This window comes from Vibrio sp. 05-20-BW147, from assembly GCF_013369385.1.
GTDB classification, from domain to species: domain Bacteria; phylum Pseudomonadota; class Gammaproteobacteria; order Enterobacterales; family Vibrionaceae; genus Vibrio; species Vibrio floridensis.
This window is the reverse complement of the sequence record NZ_SZTO01000006.1, coordinates 13,923-34,411: the sequence shown is the minus strand read 5'-3', so window position 1 is coordinate 34,411 and position 20,489 is coordinate 13,923. Positions and strand designations below refer to the sequence as shown.

General features: G+C 45.3%; 27 protein-coding genes. 13 read left to right on the top strand and 14 right to left on the bottom strand.

All coding sequences use genetic code 11. The features are described from left to right. The first annotated feature begins 2 nt into the window (after positions 1-2). From FC652_RS06485 to gltX, 3 genes are all read left to right on the top strand, one after another. Positions 3-1,121 (top strand): porin, encoded by a 1,119-nt coding sequence (locus FC652_RS06485; protein WP_176297957.1) that lies wholly within the window; start codon positions 3-5, stop codon positions 1,119-1,121. An 84-nt stretch (positions 1,122-1,205) separates the two neighbouring features. Beyond that, positions 1,206-1,997: a hypothetical protein gene (locus FC652_RS06480; protein WP_176297956.1), complete on the top strand. Its 792-nt coding sequence runs from the start codon at positions 1,206-1,208 to the stop codon at positions 1,995-1,997. A gap of 151 nt (positions 1,998-2,148) precedes the next feature. Continuing rightward, the gene (gene gltX, locus FC652_RS06475; protein WP_176297955.1) at positions 2,149-3,573 is read left to right on the top strand and encodes a glutamate--tRNA ligase; all 1,425 of its coding nucleotides are present in this window, start codon (positions 2,149-2,151) and stop codon (positions 3,571-3,573) included. Positions 3,574-3,652: 79 nt separating this feature from the next. Here the strand turns inward: gltX and FC652_RS06470 are convergent, their stop codons facing one another. From FC652_RS06470 to FC652_RS06450, 5 genes are all read right to left on the bottom strand, one after another. After that, positions 3,653-4,159, bottom strand: coding sequence for a Fe3+-citrate ABC transporter substrate-binding protein (locus FC652_RS06470; protein WP_176297954.1), 507 nt, complete (start codon positions 4,157-4,159; stop codon positions 3,653-3,655). A 223-nt stretch (positions 4,160-4,382) separates the two neighbouring features. Next, on the bottom strand, positions 4,383-4,814 hold the full coding sequence (locus FC652_RS06465) for a DUF2069 domain-containing protein (RefSeq protein ID WP_176297953.1): 432 nt from the start codon (positions 4,812-4,814) through the stop codon (positions 4,383-4,385). Beyond that, the gene (gene wrbA, locus FC652_RS06460; RefSeq protein WP_176297952.1) at positions 4,815-5,384 is read right to left on the bottom strand and encodes an NAD(P)H:quinone oxidoreductase; all 570 of its coding nucleotides are present in this window, start codon (positions 5,382-5,384) and stop codon (positions 4,815-4,817) included. Between the two features lie 6 nt (positions 5,385-5,390). Beyond that, positions 5,391-5,741: an arsenate reductase (glutaredoxin) gene (arsC, locus tag FC652_RS06455; protein WP_176297951.1), complete on the bottom strand. Its 351-nt coding sequence runs from the start codon at positions 5,739-5,741 to the stop codon at positions 5,391-5,393. Between the two features lie 16 nt (positions 5,742-5,757). Next, a complete protein-coding gene (locus tag FC652_RS06450; RefSeq protein WP_176297950.1) occupies positions 5,758-7,212 on the bottom strand; it encodes a M48 family metallopeptidase in 1,455 nt (484 codons plus the stop codon). Between the two features lie 184 nt (positions 7,213-7,396). Between FC652_RS06450 and FC652_RS06445 the strand changes: the two genes are divergently transcribed. Together FC652_RS06445 and FC652_RS06440 are read left to right on the top strand one after the other, a co-directional pair. Then, entirely contained in the window at positions 7,397-7,639 is a 243-nt protein-coding gene (locus FC652_RS06445) for a sulfurtransferase TusA family protein (RefSeq protein ID WP_176297949.1), read from the top strand. Next, complete coding sequence (locus FC652_RS06440; protein ID WP_176297948.1) at positions 7,632-8,702, top strand: AI-2E family transporter; 1,071 nt, start codon at positions 7,632-7,634, stop codon at positions 8,700-8,702. Before FC652_RS06445 ends, FC652_RS06440 begins: the two co-directional genes overlap by 8 nt. A gap of 106 nt (positions 8,703-8,808) precedes the next feature. Here the strand turns inward: FC652_RS06440 and bcp are convergent, their stop codons facing one another. After that, on the bottom strand, positions 8,809-9,279 hold the full coding sequence (gene bcp, locus FC652_RS06435) for a thioredoxin-dependent thiol peroxidase (protein WP_011079810.1): 471 nt from the start codon (positions 9,277-9,279) through the stop codon (positions 8,809-8,811). 13 nt (positions 9,280-9,292) lie between these two features. Beyond that, positions 9,293-9,835 carry a glycine cleavage system protein R gene (locus FC652_RS06430; protein ID WP_176297947.1) on the bottom strand — a complete coding sequence of 181 codons (543 nt, stop codon included), beginning with the start codon at positions 9,833-9,835 and terminating at the stop codon, positions 9,293-9,295. A 315-nt stretch (positions 9,836-10,150) separates the two neighbouring features. Between FC652_RS06430 and dapA the strand changes: the two genes are divergently transcribed. Both dapA and bamC read left to right on the top strand, forming a co-directional pair. Then, positions 10,151-11,029, top strand: a complete 879-nt coding sequence (gene dapA, locus FC652_RS06425; RefSeq protein WP_176297946.1) for a 4-hydroxy-tetrahydrodipicolinate synthase — start codon at positions 10,151-10,153, stop codon at positions 11,027-11,029. 45 nt (positions 11,030-11,074) lie between these two features. After that, complete coding sequence (bamC, locus tag FC652_RS06420) at positions 11,075-12,094, top strand: outer membrane protein assembly factor BamC (RefSeq protein WP_176297945.1); 1,020 nt, start codon at positions 11,075-11,077, stop codon at positions 12,092-12,094. A gap of 86 nt (positions 12,095-12,180) precedes the next feature. Here bamC and FC652_RS06415 read toward each other — a convergent pair whose 3' ends face one another. The 4 genes from FC652_RS06415 to FC652_RS06400 are packed head-to-tail and all read right to left on the bottom strand — an operon-like array spanning position 12,181 to position 14,555. After that, a complete protein-coding gene (locus FC652_RS06415) occupies positions 12,181-12,375 on the bottom strand; it encodes a DUF2897 family protein (protein ID WP_176297944.1) in 195 nt (64 codons plus the stop codon). Further along, positions 12,372-13,061: a M15 family metallopeptidase gene (locus FC652_RS06410; RefSeq protein ID WP_176297943.1), complete on the bottom strand. Its 690-nt coding sequence runs from the start codon at positions 13,059-13,061 to the stop codon at positions 12,372-12,374. Before FC652_RS06410 ends, FC652_RS06415 begins: the two co-directional genes overlap by 4 nt. Beyond that, positions 13,058-14,191: a succinyl-diaminopimelate desuccinylase gene (gene dapE, locus FC652_RS06405; RefSeq protein ID WP_176297942.1), complete on the bottom strand. Its 1,134-nt coding sequence runs from the start codon at positions 14,189-14,191 to the stop codon at positions 13,058-13,060. Before dapE ends, FC652_RS06410 begins: the two co-directional genes overlap by 4 nt. A gap of 16 nt (positions 14,192-14,207) precedes the next feature. Continuing rightward, positions 14,208-14,555, bottom strand: coding sequence for an ArsC family reductase (locus FC652_RS06400; protein ID WP_176297941.1), 348 nt, complete (start codon positions 14,553-14,555; stop codon positions 14,208-14,210). A gap of 204 nt (positions 14,556-14,759) precedes the next feature. On the opposite strand from FC652_RS06400, the gene FC652_RS06395 reads away from it, so the two are divergent. After that, on the top strand, positions 14,760-15,047 hold the full coding sequence (locus tag FC652_RS06395; RefSeq protein WP_011079818.1) for a helix-turn-helix domain-containing protein: 288 nt from the start codon (positions 14,760-14,762) through the stop codon (positions 15,045-15,047). A gap of 21 nt (positions 15,048-15,068) precedes the next feature. Here the strand turns inward: FC652_RS06395 and FC652_RS06390 are convergent, their stop codons facing one another. Both FC652_RS06390 and FC652_RS06385 read right to left on the bottom strand, forming a co-directional pair. After that, entirely contained in the window at positions 15,069-15,401 is a 333-nt protein-coding gene (locus tag FC652_RS06390; RefSeq protein WP_176297940.1) for a DUF4156 domain-containing protein, read from the bottom strand. A 1-nt stretch (position 15,402) separates the two neighbouring features. Continuing rightward, positions 15,403-15,765 (bottom strand): DUF2956 domain-containing protein, encoded by a 363-nt coding sequence (locus FC652_RS06385; protein WP_176297939.1) that lies wholly within the window; start codon positions 15,763-15,765, stop codon positions 15,403-15,405. 102 nt (positions 15,766-15,867) lie between these two features. On the opposite strand from FC652_RS06385, the gene FC652_RS06380 reads away from it, so the two are divergent. After that, positions 15,868-16,344, top strand: coding sequence for a DUF2919 domain-containing protein (locus FC652_RS06380; RefSeq protein ID WP_011079821.1), 477 nt, complete (start codon positions 15,868-15,870; stop codon positions 16,342-16,344). A 62-nt stretch (positions 16,345-16,406) separates the two neighbouring features. Next, complete coding sequence (locus FC652_RS06375; RefSeq protein ID WP_011079822.1) at positions 16,407-17,309, top strand: Dyp-type peroxidase; 903 nt, start codon at positions 16,407-16,409, stop codon at positions 17,307-17,309. 98 nt (positions 17,310-17,407) lie between these two features. Here the strand turns inward: FC652_RS06375 and FC652_RS06370 are convergent, their stop codons facing one another. Continuing rightward, positions 17,408-18,190, bottom strand: a complete 783-nt coding sequence (locus tag FC652_RS06370; protein ID WP_176297938.1) for an outer membrane protein OmpK — start codon at positions 18,188-18,190, stop codon at positions 17,408-17,410. Between the two features lie 309 nt (positions 18,191-18,499). On the opposite strand from FC652_RS06370, the gene FC652_RS06365 reads away from it, so the two are divergent. The 3 genes from FC652_RS06365 to FC652_RS06355 all read left to right on the top strand — a co-directional run bounded on the left by FC652_RS06365 (position 18,500) and on the right by FC652_RS06355 (position 20,480). After that, positions 18,500-19,093 carry an LON peptidase substrate-binding domain-containing protein gene (locus FC652_RS06365; RefSeq protein WP_176297937.1) on the top strand — a complete coding sequence of 198 codons (594 nt, stop codon included), beginning with the start codon at positions 18,500-18,502 and terminating at the stop codon, positions 19,091-19,093. 110 nt (positions 19,094-19,203) lie between these two features. Further along, positions 19,204-19,797, top strand: a complete 594-nt coding sequence (locus tag FC652_RS06360) for an RNA polymerase sigma factor (RefSeq protein ID WP_176297936.1) — start codon at positions 19,204-19,206, stop codon at positions 19,795-19,797. Beyond that, positions 19,794-20,480, top strand: a complete 687-nt coding sequence (locus FC652_RS06355; protein WP_176297935.1) for a ChrR family anti-sigma-E factor — start codon at positions 19,794-19,796, stop codon at positions 20,478-20,480. The genes FC652_RS06360 and FC652_RS06355 overlap by 4 nt, the downstream gene beginning before the upstream one ends. The last annotated feature ends 9 nt before the right edge of the window (positions 20,481-20,489 follow it).

Below are 20,489 nucleotides of genomic sequence, written 5' to 3'. Positions count from 1 at the left end.
TTATGTCTCACTTTAAAAAAACGCTTTTAGGTGCAGCAATTGCAGTGGCCGCAACTGGTGCAACCGCTAAAGAAGTTGGTGTGAACTCTGACTTTAATGTCGAAGTTTACGGTGTTGCAGCTATCTCATTGGTGAACTACAACGTCACTGATAACAATGATACCAGCAGTGGCTTTGTTGTAGAAAACGAATCTCGTATTGGTTTCCGTGCGCACAAAGAAATGTTTGATAATGTATTGATTACAATGCAAATTGAATCAGGTTACGTTGACAGCACTGACTGGGGTCATGGCGGCGTTTCAGGGGGTGTGCTTGGTTTCCGTGACACTTTCATTGGTGCATCAGGTGATTGGGGTAACGTTCGTGTTGGTCGCGTTCTAACTCCACTATACGAAATTGTTGACTGGCCATTCTCTAACCCAGGTCTAGGTTCTGTATTCGATTGGGGCGGCATCAATGGCCACTACGATCGTCAATCTAACCAAGTTCGCTACGATTCTCCTAAGTTTGGTGGTTTCTCGTTCGCAGCGTCTGTTGGTCGTGATGACAATGACAATGGTGGTGGTGCAGCAACTCGTGATGCCAACTTCTTTGGTGCTAGTGCGAAGTACAGCTTGGATAAAGTGACCTTCATGGGGGCAATTGAATCGGGAACTCGCGTAGTGGCGAAATCTGGCGGTGATTGGAGCTTTGACAAAGATGGTAAGCCTACACAAGCGCCAGTAGTTGCAGGTTATGAAGATGATACGTTCGCTTACATTGTTGGCTTTGAAGCAAGTCTTCCCGGTGGCTTTGGTATCGCAGCAGCCTATAAAGGGGAAGAGTTAGATAATGGATCTCGTAAGTATACTCAAGATTCCTACTCTATTGTTGGTCAATACTGGAATGGTCCAATTGGCTTTAAGGTGGGTTATGCGGCGAATCTCGAAGCTGATTTGAGTGGCACTACGGCATCAAATTCGGCGTTGAAAGCGGATGCTTTGGCTGATAGCAACACCATTTCTGCTCAGTTGATGGCGGTGCATAATGGTTTCGTACCTTACCTACGTATTGCAGGTCGTACCGTTGGTGACGCGGATACCGATATCGTAACTCGCATTGGTTTAGAATACGGCTTCTAAGTGACCGTCTTCTGAATAAAAAACGCTAGCAGTACACTGCTAGCGTTTTATCGTTCTAAAAATCTAAGAAATAAGGTGTATGAAATGTACAAAAAGATGTTGGTTATAGGATTAATTTTGCTAAATGGATGTACTACCTTATCGAGCGATGACGATTTTAGTGATGCGATTAGCTCTGTTAGTCAGAAAGCGAGTTATATTACTGTAGAAGCGAAAGGAGTTACCCCAATAGAAAATGATTCTAGAGGTGGCTTTGCCATAAAAAATGTCTCGAAAGTTATCGCGAACTTTCCAACAAATGAAAGCTCAACTGCTCCCGACTCCTACATTGCGATTGAACTGAGCTATTTCAAATCAAACAATGAGTATACTTCGGTCTCTATTAAGAATAAGCAACGTTCCATTACAATGACAGCACCAACCGATGAAACATGCTCAGAGCACTGTACTGTTACACAGCATTTTTCATTTCCTATTTATGAAAACGAGTTGTTGTCTGCGGCAGAAAATGGGCTTCACTATTCTGTGAATGCAAGAAACAACAGCTCTCAACTTAATTTTTTAATTCCAGCAGGGTATTTTGAAGCAATCCTCGCGGAGCAAAAACAGAACGTTGTCATCGTTGAGAATGAGAACAATGTTTCAAAACAGCCAGCTGTAATGGTTTCTAAGCCTGTAGAAATGGCCCAATATTGGTATAGCGAAGCCAGTGCAGAAGATAAACAACGTTTTGCTCAATGGGCTTTTGAGAACAGAAAATCCATCTCAACTCAGCTACCAGCGACATCTAAATCTCTCGATATGCTGAGTTATTGGTATGAAAAGGCAACAGCCGAAGAAAAAACGCAAATCTTAACTTGGTTACTAAACAAGTAACCAATTTGAGCGGGTAATCGACCTGAACTGTTGGGCTTGGCAAAATGTCTTTTGTATGGTCATTGTAGATTTACCTCATAGTGCTAAAATGTCGCACATTTCTTAGTGGTGCTAGTCTTATCAGCACGCTTCTTCCAAAAGGTAAAAATTAATGACGGTTAAAACTCGTTTTGCTCCTAGCCCAACTGGCTACCTACACGTTGGTGGTGCTCGTACAGCACTTTACTCTTGGTTATACGCGAAAAGCCAAGGTGGTGAATTCGTTCTACGTATCGAAGATACTGACCTAGAGCGCAACTCTCAGGAAGCGGTAGATGCCATCATTGAAGGTATGCAATGGTTAGGTTTGGAATGGAACGAAGGTCCTTATTTCCAAACGCAACGTTTTGACCGTTACAACGAGATGGTTGACAAGCTGCTTGCGGAAGACAAAGCGTACAAATGTTACGCATCAAAAGAGCTACTTGACGAAGTTCGTGCTGAGCAAGAAGCTAACAAAGAAATGCCTCGCTACGATGCCGATCATCCAAAGATTAAAGCGGCTAATGAAGCAGCAAAAGAGGGTGATCCATGCGTGATTCGTTTCCGTAACCCGAAAGAGGGTAGCGTAGTATTCGAAGATCAAATCCGTGGCCGTATCGAAATCAGCAACAGCCAAATGGATGACCTGATCATCCGTCGTACCGATGGCTCACCAACCTACAACTTCTGTGTAGTAGTCGACGATTGGGATATGGGCATTACGCACGTTATTCGTGGTGAAGACCATATCAACAACACGCCTCGTCAAATCAACATCTATAAAGCACTAGGTGTAACCGTACCTACGTTTGCGCATTGTGCCATGATCCTAGGTGACGATGGTGCGAAACTGTCTAAGCGCCATGGTGCGGTGTCAGTGATGCAATACCGTGATATGGGTTACTTGCCAGTCGCATTGAACAACTACCTCGTGCGCCTTGGTTGGTCTCACGGCGACCAAGAAATTTTCTCTCAAGAAGAGATGATCAACCTATTTAGCTTGAATGCTATCTCAAAGTCAGCGTCTGCGTTTAATACCGACAAGCTGCTTTGGTTGAATAACCATTACATCAAAACATCGGATCCAGAGTATGTGGCAGAACACCTACAATGGCACTTGGATCAAAAGGGCATCAAGACAGAAAATGGTCCAGCCATTACTGACGTGATCAAACTGGTTGGTGAGCGTTGCAATACGTTGGTTGAGTTGGTTGAGCAAATTGGTTACTTCTACCAAGATTTTGACGCATTTGATGCTGATGCAGCGAAAAAACACCTGCGTGGTGTGGCGAAGCAGCCGCTAGAAGTCGCACTGGCTAAAGTGGAAGCCCTTACTGAGTGGACAACAGAAAACCTACACCAAGTGATTGCCGATGTGTGTACTGAACTTGAAATCGGCATGGGCAAAATTGGTATGCCTCTACGTGTGGCGGTAACCGGTGGTGGTCAATCACCTTCTGTGGATGCGGTAATGCAGCTTATCGGCAAAGAGCGTGTTGTTGCGCGTATTAAGATGGCGTTGGCGTTTATTGCAGAGCGTGAAGCAAACGCATAATTGGCCAGTAAGAATAAAAAAACCGCAGCTCAGTGCTGCGGTTTTTTTTGCTTTGTTTGAGGGCGAAAAAGAGTACGCGTTATTTGAGACCGATGCTGTTCAATCGGCCCATAAAGGTGAGGATCTCTAAATTCTCTTTGTGCGCTTCCAATAGCGCTTTTTTGGTTTGTGAGTAGGCTGCGAGCTTGCCATACTTGCTGATTGAACGAACCACGGTTTTGTACTTGTATTCGCCCTTTTCGTCCATCACTCGCCACTTTGCGATATAGCAAGTATCACGGTTGTTGGGATCTGCAATGGTTGGGCTCGGTTTGTGAACAATTTTAGGTTCTACGCTGTGGGGTAATCGAGTCATCAAGTATGGATCTTTTAGTAATCGACGCCAAAACTTACCCCACATCTCTTTTCCAATCTCGTTGCGCATCTTAATTGCTTTCTGAAGCGCTTTTTTTTCCCCGATTTTTACAAATCCAATTGAACGATGAAGCACTTTGTCTTCAGGCGTATGGATATGAATTTTGAAGGCAGTTTTGCCTTTTGAAATAAAGCGATGCCCAGTGCTAGTTATCAAATTGCTCTTAGTCATAATCTTTAATAATATTTTTATTAATATGGGGTAGAGTAAGAAAATATTAGTGATAATTAAAGTAGTAAAAGCAAAAATTCGCCAGTGGATTTGGTTTCTGTGCAGTGAAGTTCAGTTCTTGAATCTGTCAACGATTGCAAACAACGAGAATAAAAAACGCACAAGAACAATGTTGCTCCTGTGCGTTCAGTGATTATGAGGGGAACTTGTTTACTCGACCATGTTAGGAGTGATCAAACTTTGCTTTCTCGTCTTTTTCTACCTGCGATAGCTTCTTAAGTTTCATCCCCAACTCTTGTCCGCGTGCTCTGGCAAAGAGAATATTGCCAGCAAAACCAAGCGTTGTTAGCAGTAGCTCTACAAGGGCAAGCCATCTTTCACCACCATCGACGTACAAAATGGTCAGTGCGTGTAAGAAATAGAGCATCAACACAAAGTTGGCCCAAGCATGGGTATATGGTTTTCCCGCTAAAATGCCCGGCAAAGGCAATAACAGCGGAATACACCATGCAACAGCCAGTGTAGTGGAACTCAAATGTGGGTGCGGTGAGAGTGCCATTTGCCACAATATGACCCACAGCAACAGTGATAGGTTGCCAAATAAGGCCAGATAACGGTACTGCTGAGTTTTTGGACTCATTTCGACATCAGACATTTACGACTCCTTTTGCTTTTTGGCAACTTGTGCCAAGCGCTTTCCTAATTGTTGCGCTAAGCGAATTTCTTCCGCTGTCAACGAAGCATCATGACCAACACTGCTGGCACCATAGGGTGTGCCTCCTGATTGGGTTTGATGTAAATCAGGCTCAGAATAGGGGATGCCCAGAATTAACATGCCGTGATGCAGCAGTGGGACCATCATATTCTGTAGCGTCGTTTCTTGCCCCCCGTGCATACTACTTGATGAAGTAAAAACACAGGCTGGTTTATCAATCAAAGATCCATTCAACCACAGCGGTGAGGTTTGATCCCAAAAGTGCTTTAGTGGCGTTGCCATCGCACCAAACCAAACGGGACTGCCCATTGCCAAACCATCGCAATGACGCAACTCGTCCAGAGTAACAATCGGATCAGCCGCATGCTGTGAGCCAGTGTTCAATTCTGCTACGGTACGTAAAATGGCTTCGCTGTGGGGAACGGTCTCTATTCCCCGGGCGATTTGACGAGCAAGCGATTTGGTTTTGCCGTGGCGACTGTAATACAGCACTAAAAGCTGAGTAGTCATAGGCAATTAAAGGATCTCAAGTACTTGCTCTGGTGGGCGACCGATGCGTGCTTGGCCATTGGCAACCACGACTGGACGTTCAAACAATGAAGGGTTGTCTGCCATCGCTTGGAAAAGCTGTTCGTCCGAGACGTTTGCATCACCTAACGCTAGCGATTTGTAGAGCTCTTCTTTGGTGCGCATCATGTCACGCACAGACGAAAAACCAAGCTGTGCGAATAGGGCTTTCAACTGCGCCACATTCAATGGCGTTTCTAGGTATTTGACCACGTCAGGTGTCACACCATTTTGCTCTAACAGTTCTAGTGTTTGGCGGCTCTTTGAGCAACGAGGATTGTGATAAATCACGACTGACATAAGTATCTCCATATCATTATTGTAATGCGAGGAAGCGATCACGCTGAACCATCAACTGATCGATTCTAGCGTCGTATCTTGCTTGTTGTAGGCTGCCCAATTCGGCTAATTGGCTTGCCTGAGTGTAGTACTGTATGGCTTTGTTCCAATTCGCTTGCAAAGCGAGAATTTCAGCTCGGGCTGCGAGGTCTTCACCACTGTTTCCTACGGCAATGTTGGCGCGTGAGAGCAAGTGCCAGCCGTTGGTATCTTCAGGACTATCGTGGGTATAACGTTGCAGTATGCGAATCGCTTCTTCAGTTTTTTGCGCTTCGAGCAAAGCGTTGGCGTAGTTTATCGTTAGAACCTTGTTATTGGGAATGCGTTCTAACGCATTTTTTAACATTGTGATTGCTTTCTCTGGCTGCTTTTGCTCGATATAGAGATCCGACATAGCATCCAAGTAGAAAATGTTATTTGGGTCGGCTTTATTAAGTTTCGTCAGAATTTCTGAAGCTTCAGTAAGCTGTTTATTATCAAGGTGAACTAATGCTCTTCCATACTCAAAGGCAGGGATAAGATCCGGCGTTGCTTTCTTCTGCGTGCGCTCAAACCAATCCATTGCAGCATCCGAATCGATACCAGCATACCGCGCCACAATGCGCGCACGAGTCAGATGATAATCCAATGAGGGTTGGATGCGCATCGGAGGATAGGCTTGCGCTCTAGCTCGGCTATCGGTAATACGGTCTTCAGGCAATGGGTGGGTGAGTAACATCGGTGGTGGTGTGCTGGCATAGCGATATTCGTCAGCTAGGCGAGAGAAAAATGTCGGCATCGCTTGTGCATCAAAGCCTGCCTTGGCGAGGGTATTAATACCAAAACGGTCCGCTTCTTTTTCATTGCTGCGAGTGTAGTTAATTTGGCTCTGCATATTCCCCGCGGTGGTGGCGGTAATGGCCGCTATGCCTGCTTCTGGTGCGGCAATGGCCAGCAACAAAGCACCGGCTAGTGCAGCAAGTGTAGCGGGTGAGCGTCTCGCTTGCTCTTCCATGCTACGAGCTAGGTGTCGCTGTGTAACGTGGGCAATTTCATGTGCCACAACGGACGCGAGTTCACTTTCCGATCGCGCATGCAAAAATAGCCCAGAATGCAATGCTACATACCCACCAAAAAAAGCGAACGCATTGATGTTGCGATCGCGAATCATAAAAAAGTGGAAAGGGGTTTTTACGTCATTCGCATTGGCCACTAAGCGATGACCGAGCGTGTCGATGTACTCATTAAGCACAGGATCGTTAACGATAGGTTTGCTACTGCGCAACATGCGCATGTAGGCATCTCCGTAGATCAGTTCTTGATCGATAGAGAGCGTTGCTCCTGCGGCAGTACCTATGTCGGGTAGGTCCACAGAGTTTGACCAAACGGGAGCTGGCAGTGCCAATGTCAAAGCGACAGAAAGGCTAACAATAGTGCGTGCGCGTTTTAACATAGTAATGATTGATTCTCCATATAGCAGCAATGATAAGACCCATCGATGGCTAATTGGTTTCGTAAAGTGTTACAAAAGAAAATGCCAGTGCAAGGTCCAAACTGCAAATCAAACTTTGATAAATGCTGGCACCCATAAAAAAACACTTTACAATATCTCCCTATGTTTAGTTTTAGGCGAGAAGATGGAACGTAAGCGACTCGATCTTAGGCAACAGCGCTGCCCAATGTCATTGCTTTTGGCGAAGCGTCACAGTGCAGAGTTATCGGAAGGAAGTCAATTAGTTATTCAGGTTTCTGACCAGGGCTCCATGCGAGATATCGTCCGCTACCTTCAGTCACGCTCGTTTATTGTTGAAACAAAAATGGAACAGGATTGCTATCTCCTGCATATCACACTCAATAAGGAATCATCGTACGATGTTTGAAATGGTCAGTCGCTGGTATAAGCGTCGTTTTTCAGATCCCCATGCCGTCAGCTTAGTGGCTATCTTGCTGTTTGGCTTTGTTACGATCTATTTCTTTGGTCATCTTCTTGCCCCTCTTTTGGTCGCCATTGTGTTGGCATATCTGCTCGAATGGCCAGTCGCACAACTTCGTCGTTTTGGTGTTCCTAGAACAGTTGGTGTTATTACGGTTATCTTACTGTTTATCGGTTTAATGTTGATTGCATTGTTTGGATTGATTCCAACCATTTGGACGCAGATTGGCAACTTAATCAACGACATTCCGAACATGTATAATGGATTACAACAGTTTATCGCTTCACTTCCGGAACGTTATCCAGAGTTAGCTAACCTGCAAATCGTGGAAGCGATCGCCACTAACGCGAAAAACAAAGTGTTGGGAATGGGAGAAAGTGTTGTTAAAGGATCATTGGCTTCCTTGATTAGCATTGCCACTTTGGCGGTATATCTGATCTTGGTGCCGCTGTTGGTGTTCTTCTTACTCAAAGACAAAGAAGAAATGATGCGAATGGCCAGTGGCCTGCTACCCAAAAACCGAAATCTGGCCAACAAAGTTTGGCGCGAAATGAATGAGCAGATTTCAAACTACATCCGTGGCAAAGTGTTGGAAATCTTAATTGTCGGTGGAGTGAGTTATATCACCTTCGCCATCTTGGATTTAAGATATTCGGCACTACTGGCAGTAGCCGTTGGCCTTTCAGTACTCATTCCGTATATTGGTGCCGCAGCGGTAACGGTTCCTGTTGCGATCGTTGCACTGTTCCAGTGGGGTATCTCAACCGAGTTTTATACGTTGCTCATCGCTTATGGCATCATCCAAGCGCTCGATGGTAACGTGCTTGTGCCAGTCCTCTTTTCTGAAGCGGTCAATCTGCATCCCGTCGCGATTATTGTCGCGGTTTTGGTGTTTGGTGGCCTATGGGGATTTTGGGGCGTGTTCTTCGCTATCCCGTTGGCGACCTTAGTGAAAGCGGTGTGGAAAGCACTGCCAAGTCAAGATGATCACGAAGCACAACCGTCCTAAGATGGTATTGCCTCAATTCATTCATTTATTGCTCATAAAAGAAAGCCCAGCGAACACGCTGGGCTTATTATTGTCTGCTGGATAAGTAAAGATGCTTTAACTCGTCCTATTTACTCTGCTCAAGATAATTAAGAACCACTTCATGGTGGTCTTTGGTTTTGAACTTATCAAAGACGTGTTCAATAACGCCTTCCTCGTTGATGAGGAAACTAATACGGTGAAGGCCGTCGTACACTTTGCCCATGAACTTTTTCTCGCCCCAAACACCAAATTGTTCAGCAACGGCGTGATCTTCATCTGACAGTAAAGTGAAGTTGAGCGAATCTCGTTCAATAAACTTACCCAAACGTTTGACGGGATCGATACTTACGCCCAGCACAACCACATTATGCTTTGCGAGCTCGCTATGGACGTCACGTAGGCCTTGGGCCTGAACGGTACAACCGGGAGTCATTGCTTTTGGGTAGAAGTAAAAGAGAACTTTTTTTCCTTTGAGGTCTTTGAGCGAGACAAGATTTCCATTTTGATCAGGCAAAGAAAATTCTGGAGCAGGGGAGCCTGCTTGCAGCATATTCATGTCGTTATTCCTTTTAAAGGGTGTTTTTTATAAAGTTCAAAGTGCCTTGTACGTTCAGCGAGCGGCAAAGATCATTAAAGTCTTCTTGGATTTGCATTAGATTGCATTCGCTTTGAACATGAGCCGTAATCGCAATATGGAACTGGTCTTGTTCCTTGTGTACGGCTGCTTTGTTGATGGTTTGCGCACTAAGGGCGCTAAGGCCAATTTGTTTGTCAGCGAAAAAATGAGTGAATTTTTCCGTTAAACCTACTCGGTCATCCGATTCGACAAACACTTCCATTGTGTAGCTGTTGCTCGAAGGATGATGAGTAGAGGTTCTTTTCATAATGGTGATGAGATCATGCTCTTGCCCAAGTAATGGAAGGGTAGTCTCTACTCTGGTGATGCCATTGGCGTTTCCAGAAAGCAACATGATGAGGGTAAATTCGTTGCCGAAAATCGCGATTCGACTGTCAATAATATTACAACCAGCGCGTGTCACTAATTGTACGACCTGGTTACAGATGCCTGGCCGGTCCGTGCCCATTGCGGTGATTACCAGATGTTGAGTCATAGATTCGCTCTTATTGTGCATTTTGTTTTTTCCGGATGGTAACACAGAAGTTTAAGGAAAATGTCGAGTCGCTTCCGTTTTTTACGTTAGAGAATAGCGTGTTGCGAAAAGTGCTTTGTTCACCAGACGCTGACACGCTATCGATATTGTCTGATTATAGTTGAGTGAATCTCGCTTTTCCGAGTGGGAGCGCCTTATAAACCACCAATAAACGCAAATATTCATCCACTAGTATTCAGGAAGCGAGTTTGCGCTCTTGTTTTTTTGAATCGCCTTACAGTACCATGCAGGAAGGATTATATGAGGGAGAAAGACATGTTATCAGGAAGTATCGTTGCGTTACTTACGCCGTTTAAAGCCGATGGTGAAGTGGACTTTGATTGTCTACAAAAATTAGTTGAATATCACATCGCTGCCGGTACGAACGGTATCGTGGCTGTGGGTACCACAGGAGAGTCTTCAACGTTGACAGTTGAAGAGCACGTTAAAGTAGTCAACAAAACGGTTGAATTTGTTAATGGTCGAATCCCAGTTATCGCTGGCACGGGAGCAAATGCTACCCATGAGTCGGTGACTTTCAGCCGTCTGCTGAATGATTCAGGTATCGATGCATGCCTGAGTGTTACTCCATACTACAATAAGCCAACGCAAGAAGGTTTGTTCCAGCACTACAAAGCGATTGCTGAAGTGAGTAATGTTCCCCAAATTCTCTATAACGTGCCTGGGCGTACTGCGGTTGACCTTTTGCCAGAAACCGTCGCTCGTTTGGCCGAGATCGATAACATCGTTGCATTAAAAGATGCGACGGGTGATTTGAAGCGTGTTGCACTTCACCGTGAACTTTGTGGCGAAGATTTTATCTTACTAAGTGGTGATGACGCGACAGGCCTCGATTTTGTTCGTTTGGGCGGTCAAGGTGTGATTTCTGTAACCAACAATATCGCAGCGAAAGACATGGCGGATATGTTCCGTTTGGCGCTTGAAGGGCGTTTTGAAGAAGCAGAAGTGATCAACCAGCGTTTGATGCCATTACATAAGAACCTGTTTATTGAGTCGAGCCCAATTCCTGTTAAATGGGTTGCTCAGCAACTGGGTTTAATTGAATGTGGCCACCTGCGTTTACCGATGACAGAATTGTCTGAGAAGTGTCGCCCGATCGTTGCGCAAGCAATGACCGATGCAGGAATTTACTAAAAGAATGTTGTCACGCCGGAGTAATCCGGCGCTTTAGGAGTTTCAATGAAGTTTTCTCGTCAGTTGGTGCTTAGCTCGCTGGCTGTTTTCGTTTTGTCTGCCTGTTCTGGCAGTCCGACTCAGCGTCGTCAGGCAAAGGATGATTTTGCTTACCTCGAAACCCCACCGCTAGAGCAGTGGCAGTTACCTGAAGGGGCCACTCCCCAGTTTTACCCCAATTACAACATCCCTCAGGGCGAGTTTGCTGGAGGTATTGGTCAGCAAGTGGATATTCGTCCACCTCAGCAAATTCTTGAACTCATTCCTGGCGCTCGTTATGAGCGTAACCAAGGTGAAGTGACCTTGTGGCTGATTAAGCAAGAAGAGGCAGATGAAGTTTGGCAAACGGTTAAAGACCTGATCGCGGAGCGTCAAATCCCCATTGAAGCACAGTCAGATTCACACATCGAAACTGGCTGGGTTATCTGGCGTTCTGAAGATGAAGATGTTGAAATTGGCAGTCGATATTCGATAGACAGATTTGAAGCCAGTAATCGACACGGTTTTAAAATCAATTTGATCGATTGGCGTGAGGGAACGGAGTCAAAACCTGTCACTTTGGTGAATAAAGAACGCTACAACGTCTTTATGACCAACTTAGTCACGTCCCGATATGATCAAACGAAGCGTGAAGAAGCGCAGCGTCGAGCTCAGGAACTGGTGAAGCAAATTCCTATCACTATGGGTACCGATAGAAGCGGCTTCCCCGTCATTATTGCTCGTACACCTTACAACGTGTTGTGGCAACGACTTCCGACGATTCTACCTAAGATGGGCTTTACCATTGAGGAACGCAATCAATCTCAAGGTACTATCAAGGCGAAGTACGCGTCGCCAGACGATGAGTTTTGGAATAAGATTGGCGTGAAGCCGATGGAGATGAAGTCTGGGACTTACACCTTCTTGTTTGGGGATTTAGGTAACCGTACGTCGATTAACGTGACGGATGCGTCAGGTAAGCCCGTTGAAGAAGCGTTCTTGAAATCGATGGCGCCAGTGTTGGCTGCGGTCGTTAAGCTAGACTAAATTCGTTGATGGATATGAAAAAGGGGCGTTAAGCCCCTTTTTCGTGTTTAGTGATTTCTGATGGTGGATACACAGAGCTTTTACTCTTATTCGTCATCCGTTTTACGTTGTTGGTTTTTCTTATCCAACTCGTTCAGTTTGTCGAGATCACTTTTCTCTCGCAGTTTATCCACTTGGCCGAATTTCATTTTGGCGGTGTATTTTAGTGCTGCAATATTGCCGACAATCACGCTTAGAACAACGAAACTGATGACCCAAGGGTTGGTTAAAAGTTCTTTCATACTGCCTCCGCAGGGCAAATATTGGCGATAAACTGATTGTAGATCAGAGAGAGATTGGCGAGTACATGTTTTTGTCCATCAATGGGATGCTGTTCCAGTTGATGTCTCAATTGTGTAAGTGTTAGTGCTTGCAAAAAATCGCAAGAGGTTGCGACATGGCTGATGTGCCATGGTTCAGCGGCAACACCGCCTAAGTCTTCCGCATAGGGAAAGAAAAAACCGAACTGTGATAGGTGTTGTTGCAACCAAAGATAAAAGGGCGCTTGATGACCAGAGTGGTATTCCCAAGGTTCCAATTTGAGCGATTCGTTTTCGGGCAGGAGATTGCGTGCAAAGACATCAAAATCACACCCCCAATGATGTCGACTGGCACCTGGCAGTGCAGACCAACGCAAAATCGCCCACATTTTCTCTTCATCGGTTAGAGACTGTTTATCAATTGGTTGAGAGTTGCGATCGAGAATCGCTGTCGTGCCAGAAAATTTTGCGTTCCAAATAGCCCGCTGGCGTTGAAAATCACGAAAACCGCTGGCAATTTCCATTTTAAAACCAGCGGTTTGAGCCGCTTCTAGCAGAGCGAAAAGATCATTTTTCACCTCCGGGTGGAGCCAAAACCATTTTTCCCCCACTAAAACGTGTTCTAAATGAGACGTTTCGCTGCCAGTCAGCTGCTCAATGGTGTTCATGCCAATAAGTTTTCCAATGTTTTCTGGTACATATCGGTGAGTTTTTCTAAGTCATCGATTTTCACACACTCGTTCACTTTATGAATGGTGGCATTCACCGGTCCGAGCTCAACCACTTGTCCGCCCATTCGTGCGATGAAGCGTCCGTCTGAAGTACCGCCAGTGGTCAGTAATGCGGGTTTGGTTTGGTTGACGCTATCGACAGCATCCACCACCGCGTCCAGAAGTGCTCCCGTATCAGTTAGGAATGGGTCGCCGTTGTACGTCCATTTGAGATCGTAACTGAGGTCATGTTGGTCGAGTGTTTGAGTCACTCGTTCTACAATTCGCTCGTTGCAAAGCTCGGTACTAAAGCGCAAATTGAACTGAACGTGGAACTCACCTGGGATAACATTGGACGCACCCGTACCCGCTTGTACGTTCGGGATCTGGAAGCTGGTTGGCGGGAAGTATTCATTACCCTTGTCCCACTCAGTGGTCGCTAGGGCGTGGATTGCCAAAAGCGATTTGTGCACTGGGTTGTCCGCAAGATGAGGGTAAGCCACATGGCCTTGAGTCCCTATGACGGTTAAGTCGCCAGTGATCGAACCACGACGACCATTTTTTACCACATCACCAACGACTTCGGTGCTTGATGGCTCGCCGACAATACACATGTCGATGTTTTCATCGCGCGCCATCAACGTTTCCACAACGCGAACCGTGCCATTGATAAACGGGCCTTCCTCATCTGAGGTGATCAGGAAACCGATAGAACCCTGATGATCGGGATGTTCTGCGATAAAACGCTCCGTCGCGACGATCATTGCTGCCAATGAGCCTTTCATATCCGCTGCTCCGCGGCCATACAAATAGCCTTCTTTTTCGGTCGGTTCAAAAGGCGGTGTGTGCCAATGCTCTAATTTTCCAGCGGGCACCACATCAGTGTGGCCTGCAAAGGCGAAGAGTGGCGCTTGTGTGCCACGGCGAGCCCAAAAGTTGGTGGTATCTTCAAACACCATGCGCTCAATGGTAAAACCAAGAGCCTCTAGGCGCGCTATCATGACATCTTGGCAACCGGCGTCTTCGGGGGTTACCGACTGGCGACTGATGAGATCTTTGGTTAGAGCCAGTACTGGGCTGTCTGTCATCCTTGATAATCCTTCATTAATTGAAAATTTTTGAATACTGTTCTGCTTTAAAGCCAACGTGTAGCTGGTCATTGACTCGCAAAATTGGGCGTTTGATCATCGCAGGGTGTGCGACTAGCAAATCAACGGCGGTTGTCTCATTGAGCGACTCTTTTTGCTCGTCAGTCAACTGACGGAAGGTGGTGCCGCGCTTATTAAGCACTTGCTCCCATGTCAATTGCTGACAAAACTGACTCACAAGTTCCGCGTTAATACCTTGCTTACGATAATCATGAAATTCGTAAGCAACACCTGCGTCTTCTAGCCATTTTTTGGCTTTCTTAATGGTGTCGCAGTTAGGAATGCCATACATGGTAATGGTCATGTGTTTTTCCTTTTGGGCTAATTCTTTTTGTTGTGTTTTGCATCCTATCAAGAAGCGACAGAACACACAAAATATCGTCAGGAATATTTTGAAGTTCAAAAAAACTCACACTTTCGCTAAGGGGATTGGAGAGTTATTGATCAACCTCAACAAAAGACTGAGAAAAAAAGAAATAATGAGTTAGCACAAGTTTAGGAGGTGTCAATGGAATTGAGTCCTGTTTTCGCAAGGCGGCTGTATTTGGCCTTATTGGTGGAGAACCTTGAAAGGCCAAATGTGCCTAAGTTAATCGAAAAAACGGGGTGGCCTCGTCGTACTATTCAAGATGTACTGAAGGCGCTGCCGGGGATTGGAATCGAACTTATGTTTGTTCAAGATGGCCGACGTCATAATGATGGTTATTACCAACTGTCAGACTGGGGACCATTTGATAGCCAATGGGTTATGGAACGTGAGAAAGATATCGCCAGCAGCCTTGGATTTCGTGCGTAAGCCAGCATTCGCTGGCTTTTTTTATTGGCAGCGATAAGCGGTGCCAAGCAAGCTAAAAGAGGTAACAAACGCCTGCGGCGCAATGACGAAGATGGTGTCTGCATCTAATTCTTTGGCATTGTTTTTCAAATCATTCACCGCTCCCTGCATCATGGTGTCATTGGCAAAGAAGAGATAGCTATACCAATGACCTTCATTTCCTGTCACCGTGCCAAGATACTGACACTGTTTAGGATTAAACTGGTCATCAATGCGGATTTCGATTGCTTGTGAGCCGGAAAGTGGCTGATGGGTTGGGGTGGTACACCCCGCTAAAAACAGGCTAGCAAGTAACAGTGAGCCGATGTTTTTCATATTAGTTCCTCATCATGGTGTAAACAATAAATCCCAACCAGCTAACAATTAGCAGCCCCCAAGGAAGTATATGTACAAATTGGCTTGGTGTTGGGGTCGTTGCTTGAGTGTCGAATATTTCGTCTTCAATCGAGCTCTGTTGCTCTTTGCTTTTATCGCGTAATTGCTTCTTACGCATTTTGTCCGCTTGACGATGCTTCTCTTTTTGCTGCTTTTTATAAAGCGCGATGCCTTTCTCAATGCCTTGTGCGATCAGTTTGGTTTGTTCTTTGGTTTGCCCAGGCTTTTGTGTTGCTCTAGCGATTTTGAGTGCTTCTTGCTGAGATTCTGGTGACGGTGTGATTGTGTTGTGTTTCATCATCATAAGTCTGCTGTAAAAGAGATGGTAATAGTCTAACCTTTGCGGGTTACTAATTGAATCATTTGCGTTAAAGTGTCGCGAGTCCCATTGATTAAGATTTAGATTTTGCGATATTCGATAGATCATTATGACAACCAAGGTTATCTCAAAGCGCCTTTGTTGCTTTGGTTTGGTTGGTTTTTTTTAGCCCGAGCTTGGGTCGTCTTTGCTGGTGCAGGGGCAAGCCGCGAGAGTGGCGGCAAGATCTTGCAAATTGTTTACCCTGATAACCATACCCTCTATTTAGGTCTTCTGATTGGCATTCCAAGTGTTTTGCTGATGTGGATTATGGGATTGAGAAAGCCCGGCCGCCAATGGATTGATAAACTTACCAACTATGGACGGGGTTTCACCTTATGTTTGGTGTTAGGGCAAATTGTGCAGACGACCTACCATGTTTATTTGGAACATGGCGAGTTTAGCTGGACCAATGGGTTAACCCTATTAATACTACTTTGGTTTGGTATTTACGTATTCAATAGTCAGTGGGTAAAAGATTGTTTTCATGTCCCTAATTTACCCACAGACGACAACCTTAACTGACGATCATCAATAATTATCCGTCAGTTTCGCCCTACACTGGGGGCAAAAAAGAGGAGTTTATTATGTCACTTGCTCAAACGGCGATTCTGCCAGAAGCGGGCCCATTCGCGTTATACACTTTGCTTAAAATCAACCACAATCCAGCAAAGGTATTGGCTCAATTACAATCGCTGCCAGCACTGGTTGAAGAGCTCAACCAATCTCAGCCTGATGCAGAGTTGACGCTTTCTATTGCGTTTAGCAAGTCGTTTTGGCAGCAATTGGATATGGCGATGCCAGCGGAGCTGATCGATTTCCCTGTATTGGGTGAAGGGGAGATTGTTGCGCCTTCAACGGATGTGGATGTGTTACTGCATTGTCATTCCAAACGCCATGACCTGCATTTCTACTTGCTGCGTAAACTGCTGTCAGAGGTTGCAGAAGATATTACTGTCGTCGATGAAACCTACGGGTATCGTTATCTTGATTCGCGCGATATGACCATGTTTGTTGATGGTACTGAAAATCCGAAAGCAGAAAAGCGCGCGGAAGTGGCGTTGATCCCAGACGGAGAGTTTGCTGGTGGCAGCTATGTCATGGTTCAGCGATTTGAGCACAACCTACCTGCTTGGAATCGTTTGAATGTGTCTGCTCAGGAGAAAGTGATTGGCCGCACCAAACCAGATTCTATTGAGCTGGACGACGTCCCTGCTGCTTCACACGTTGGTCGAGTGGACATTAAAGAAGAAGGCAAAGGGCTTAAGATTGTTCGTCACAGCTTACCGTATGGCAGTGTGACTGGTTCGCATGGCTTGCTGTTTATCGCCTACTGCCACACATTGCACAATTTCAAAGCGATGCTTGAGAGCATGTATGGTGTCACTGATGGTAAAACAGACCAATTGTTGCGTTTCACCAAAGCAGTTACCGGTGCGTATTTCTTCGCGCCATCGAAAGAAATGCTGAGTGCATTAGCGGTGAAATAAGTTATCTAGGGATGCTCAATTACTCCAAGACTTTGAGCAATACCAGATGTAAAAATGGCGCCAATCGGCGCCATTTTTGAAGAACTTAGTTGGTTCAATTAGAACTTGTAAGTAGCTGCGAAGTAGTGACCAACACCAGATGAAGGGAATGCTGATGAGTCTTTAATTCCGTATACATCGCTGTATAGTTTTAGACCGTAGCCCAGAGCGAAGTTATCTACGTGCCAGTAGATGCCATTAAACATAGCCAGACCGTCACTCGAGTTTGCTCCGTTGTTGTCATCCATACCAAATTCATAATCTAAATAACCTTGGTAAGAAATAAACGAACCATTTTCGAAGTTCATAAATGGTTTAAACCAGTTAGTTGATACTTGGTAACCATTCCAGTCTTTCGTTTGGAAATCATAGCGCGCATACAAATTGAACTGCATCTTGCCAAACCATGGAACCATTACATCAGAGCCTAGACCCCATTTTGTTTTGTAGCCATTGTCACCACCATCTACAACGTTTTCACTAGCAATGTATAGCTCTTGGATAGGACCAAAAGAAAGATCTTTGCCCGTTGCAGCATCTAAAGACATGCGAGGGTTAAACTTAAGGAACAGACGATCTGCGCCATCCTTGTCACTACTAGAGCTGTTTGATGGATTGAAAAGGTCAACATAACCATACAAATCAAAAATGCCAGAGCGACCGCCAAATTCCATTTCTAAGTATGTGTGATTTGCATCACCGGGTTTCTCATCAATGGTATGCATTACATTGAACTGCATCCAGGAGTAATCATTCTCACGAACGCCATTTGAGTAGTCAGCGGCCATAACTGGTGCTGAAGTTGCTGCTAACAGACCAAGAGCTAATAGTGATTTACGCATAAGGGGAACTCTCTATATTTGTAACGGGTTGAGACGCTAATCCTTGCGCTACATGTTTTCCGATTTGCGCGCATCATAGCGATTTAAATCTCAAATAAAAGTGACTTGAGTGCAATTTTTCATCAATTTGAGTGATGTAGATCTCCTTTTTGGTCGAAAGTCGGGAACTTTTCTTTTGCTATAAATCTAGATGCATTTGTGATTTTGTTGAAAGTGGGAGTTGTATGGGAATTGTTAATCTTTGAGTTTATTGTGATCTAGGTAAAGGTTTGCGCGTACAAACTAGCGTGAATTTTGAACGGAGGAATTATGAGTGAGCTAATGCTTTTTCCTCTAAGCTCAACGGTGCTCCCGGACGGAAAAATGAAATTACGCATTTTTGAGCCTAGATATCAACGGATGGTCAAATGGTGTTGTGAACACAATGTGAGCTTCGGCATGTGCCTTGTCGACAACAGCCAAAGAAAGAGTCAATTATCGTCTTTGGGTACAGAAGTGAAGATTGTCGATTTTGATGCTTTGCCAGATGGCCTACTCGGTATCACGGTACTCGGATTACGGCGTTTCATGAGCGAGTCGATTCGTATTGAGCAAGATGGGTTACGTATTGCTACAGTAAACTTTCTTGAAAATTGGCCTCAAGAGCGTTTATCCGCACCACAACGTTTTGTTGGTGAGCAACTGCAAGAGGTGCATCACTCTTTCCCGCAGCTTGGCGAACTCTACAATGAGTGCTTCTATCAAGATGCTAATTGGGTGGCAAGGCGTTGGTTAGAAATATTACCACTCTCAGTTGAGCAGTTCGATCATTTGGCGGGGACAGAGAATTGCCACACAGCGATGCACTTTTTATCAGAGGTTGTAGAGAATGCTGCGCGTGATGAAAAGGCTAAACTGAACTAAAAGGGCACTAGAAATGATTGGAGTGAGGTAACAAATCTCTTCTAATAGTGATCTGATTAGATACTGTTTACGTAGATGTGAGAAAGGGTCGTTTTTTAAAAGGAAAGGGTATGCAGAGTGATATGCCTGATGGTCCGAGTTCGATGTCCAAGCAAGATTGGACAGACTGCATGGAACGGGTCAAACAAAAAGACAAGCTGGCGTTTGCGACAGTGTTTAAACACTTTGCACCGAAGTTGAAGCAATTTGCCTATAAGCACGTCGGTAACGAACAAGTTGCGCTCGAGATGGTTCAGGAGACAATGACGACCGTTTGGCATAAAGCGCATCTTTTTGATGGGGAAAAGAGTGCGTTGTCGACGTGGGTGTATACCATCATTCGTAATTTGTGTTTCGATTTGCTGAGAAAGCAGAAAGGCAAAGATTTGCACATCCACGCTGATGACATCTGGCCTTCCGACTACTACCCACTGGATATGGTTGATCGCTATTCCCCAGAGCAGGACATGTTGAAAGAGCAGGTGATGCGCTTTCTTGATTGTCTTCCCAAAGCCCAGCGAGAGGTTCTTCAAGCGGTCTATATTGAAGATCTACCTCACCAGCAAGTCGCGGAGATGTTTGATATTCCGTTGGGGACAGTGAAATCGAGACTGAGATTGGCAGTTGAAAAGCTTAGACACACGATGCAGGCGGACAAATTATGAGTACACATCCAAATAACGCATTACTACAAGCCTATGCCAGCGGCGATATTGACGCAGTTTCTGGTTTGGCGATTGCCACTCATTTAGAAGTTTGCCCCAATTGCCGTGATCTTGTTGCTGGATTTGAAACTCAGCATGCAGACGTGTTCGTGGCAGAGACACAGAGTGCGGATGAGATTAGCGCGTCATCTTTTGAGCTGTCGCTATTCGACGCCATGTTTGATGACATTATCCAAAGCGAGAGCAAAGCTGACGTTCATGATGTTTATGAACCGCGCTACATCGAAGTGAAAGGGAAGCGATTTATGCTGCCTCAGACGCTATGTCGTTATGCTGATTTGATGAGTGAGTGGCGTAGCTATGGTGGAAAAGTGTTCAGCTCGCAGCTCGATTTTGGAGAAGAGGCGAGAGTGAACCTGATGTACATTTGTGAAGGTGTGCAAATTCCTCAGCATACACACAAAGGCATAGAGACAACGCTAGTCTTACATGGCTGTTTTAGCGATGAAGATGGTGAATATCGTGTGGGGGACTTTTTGCAAAGGGACGCCAGCGTGAAACACAGCCCACGCACTGAGCAAAACCAAGATTGTCTTTGTTTAACAGTGTTGACCGAACCGATGATTTTTACCCAAGGCGTCGCGCGCATATTTAACCTGTTTGGTAAGGGGCTCTATCCTTAACGAAGTGGG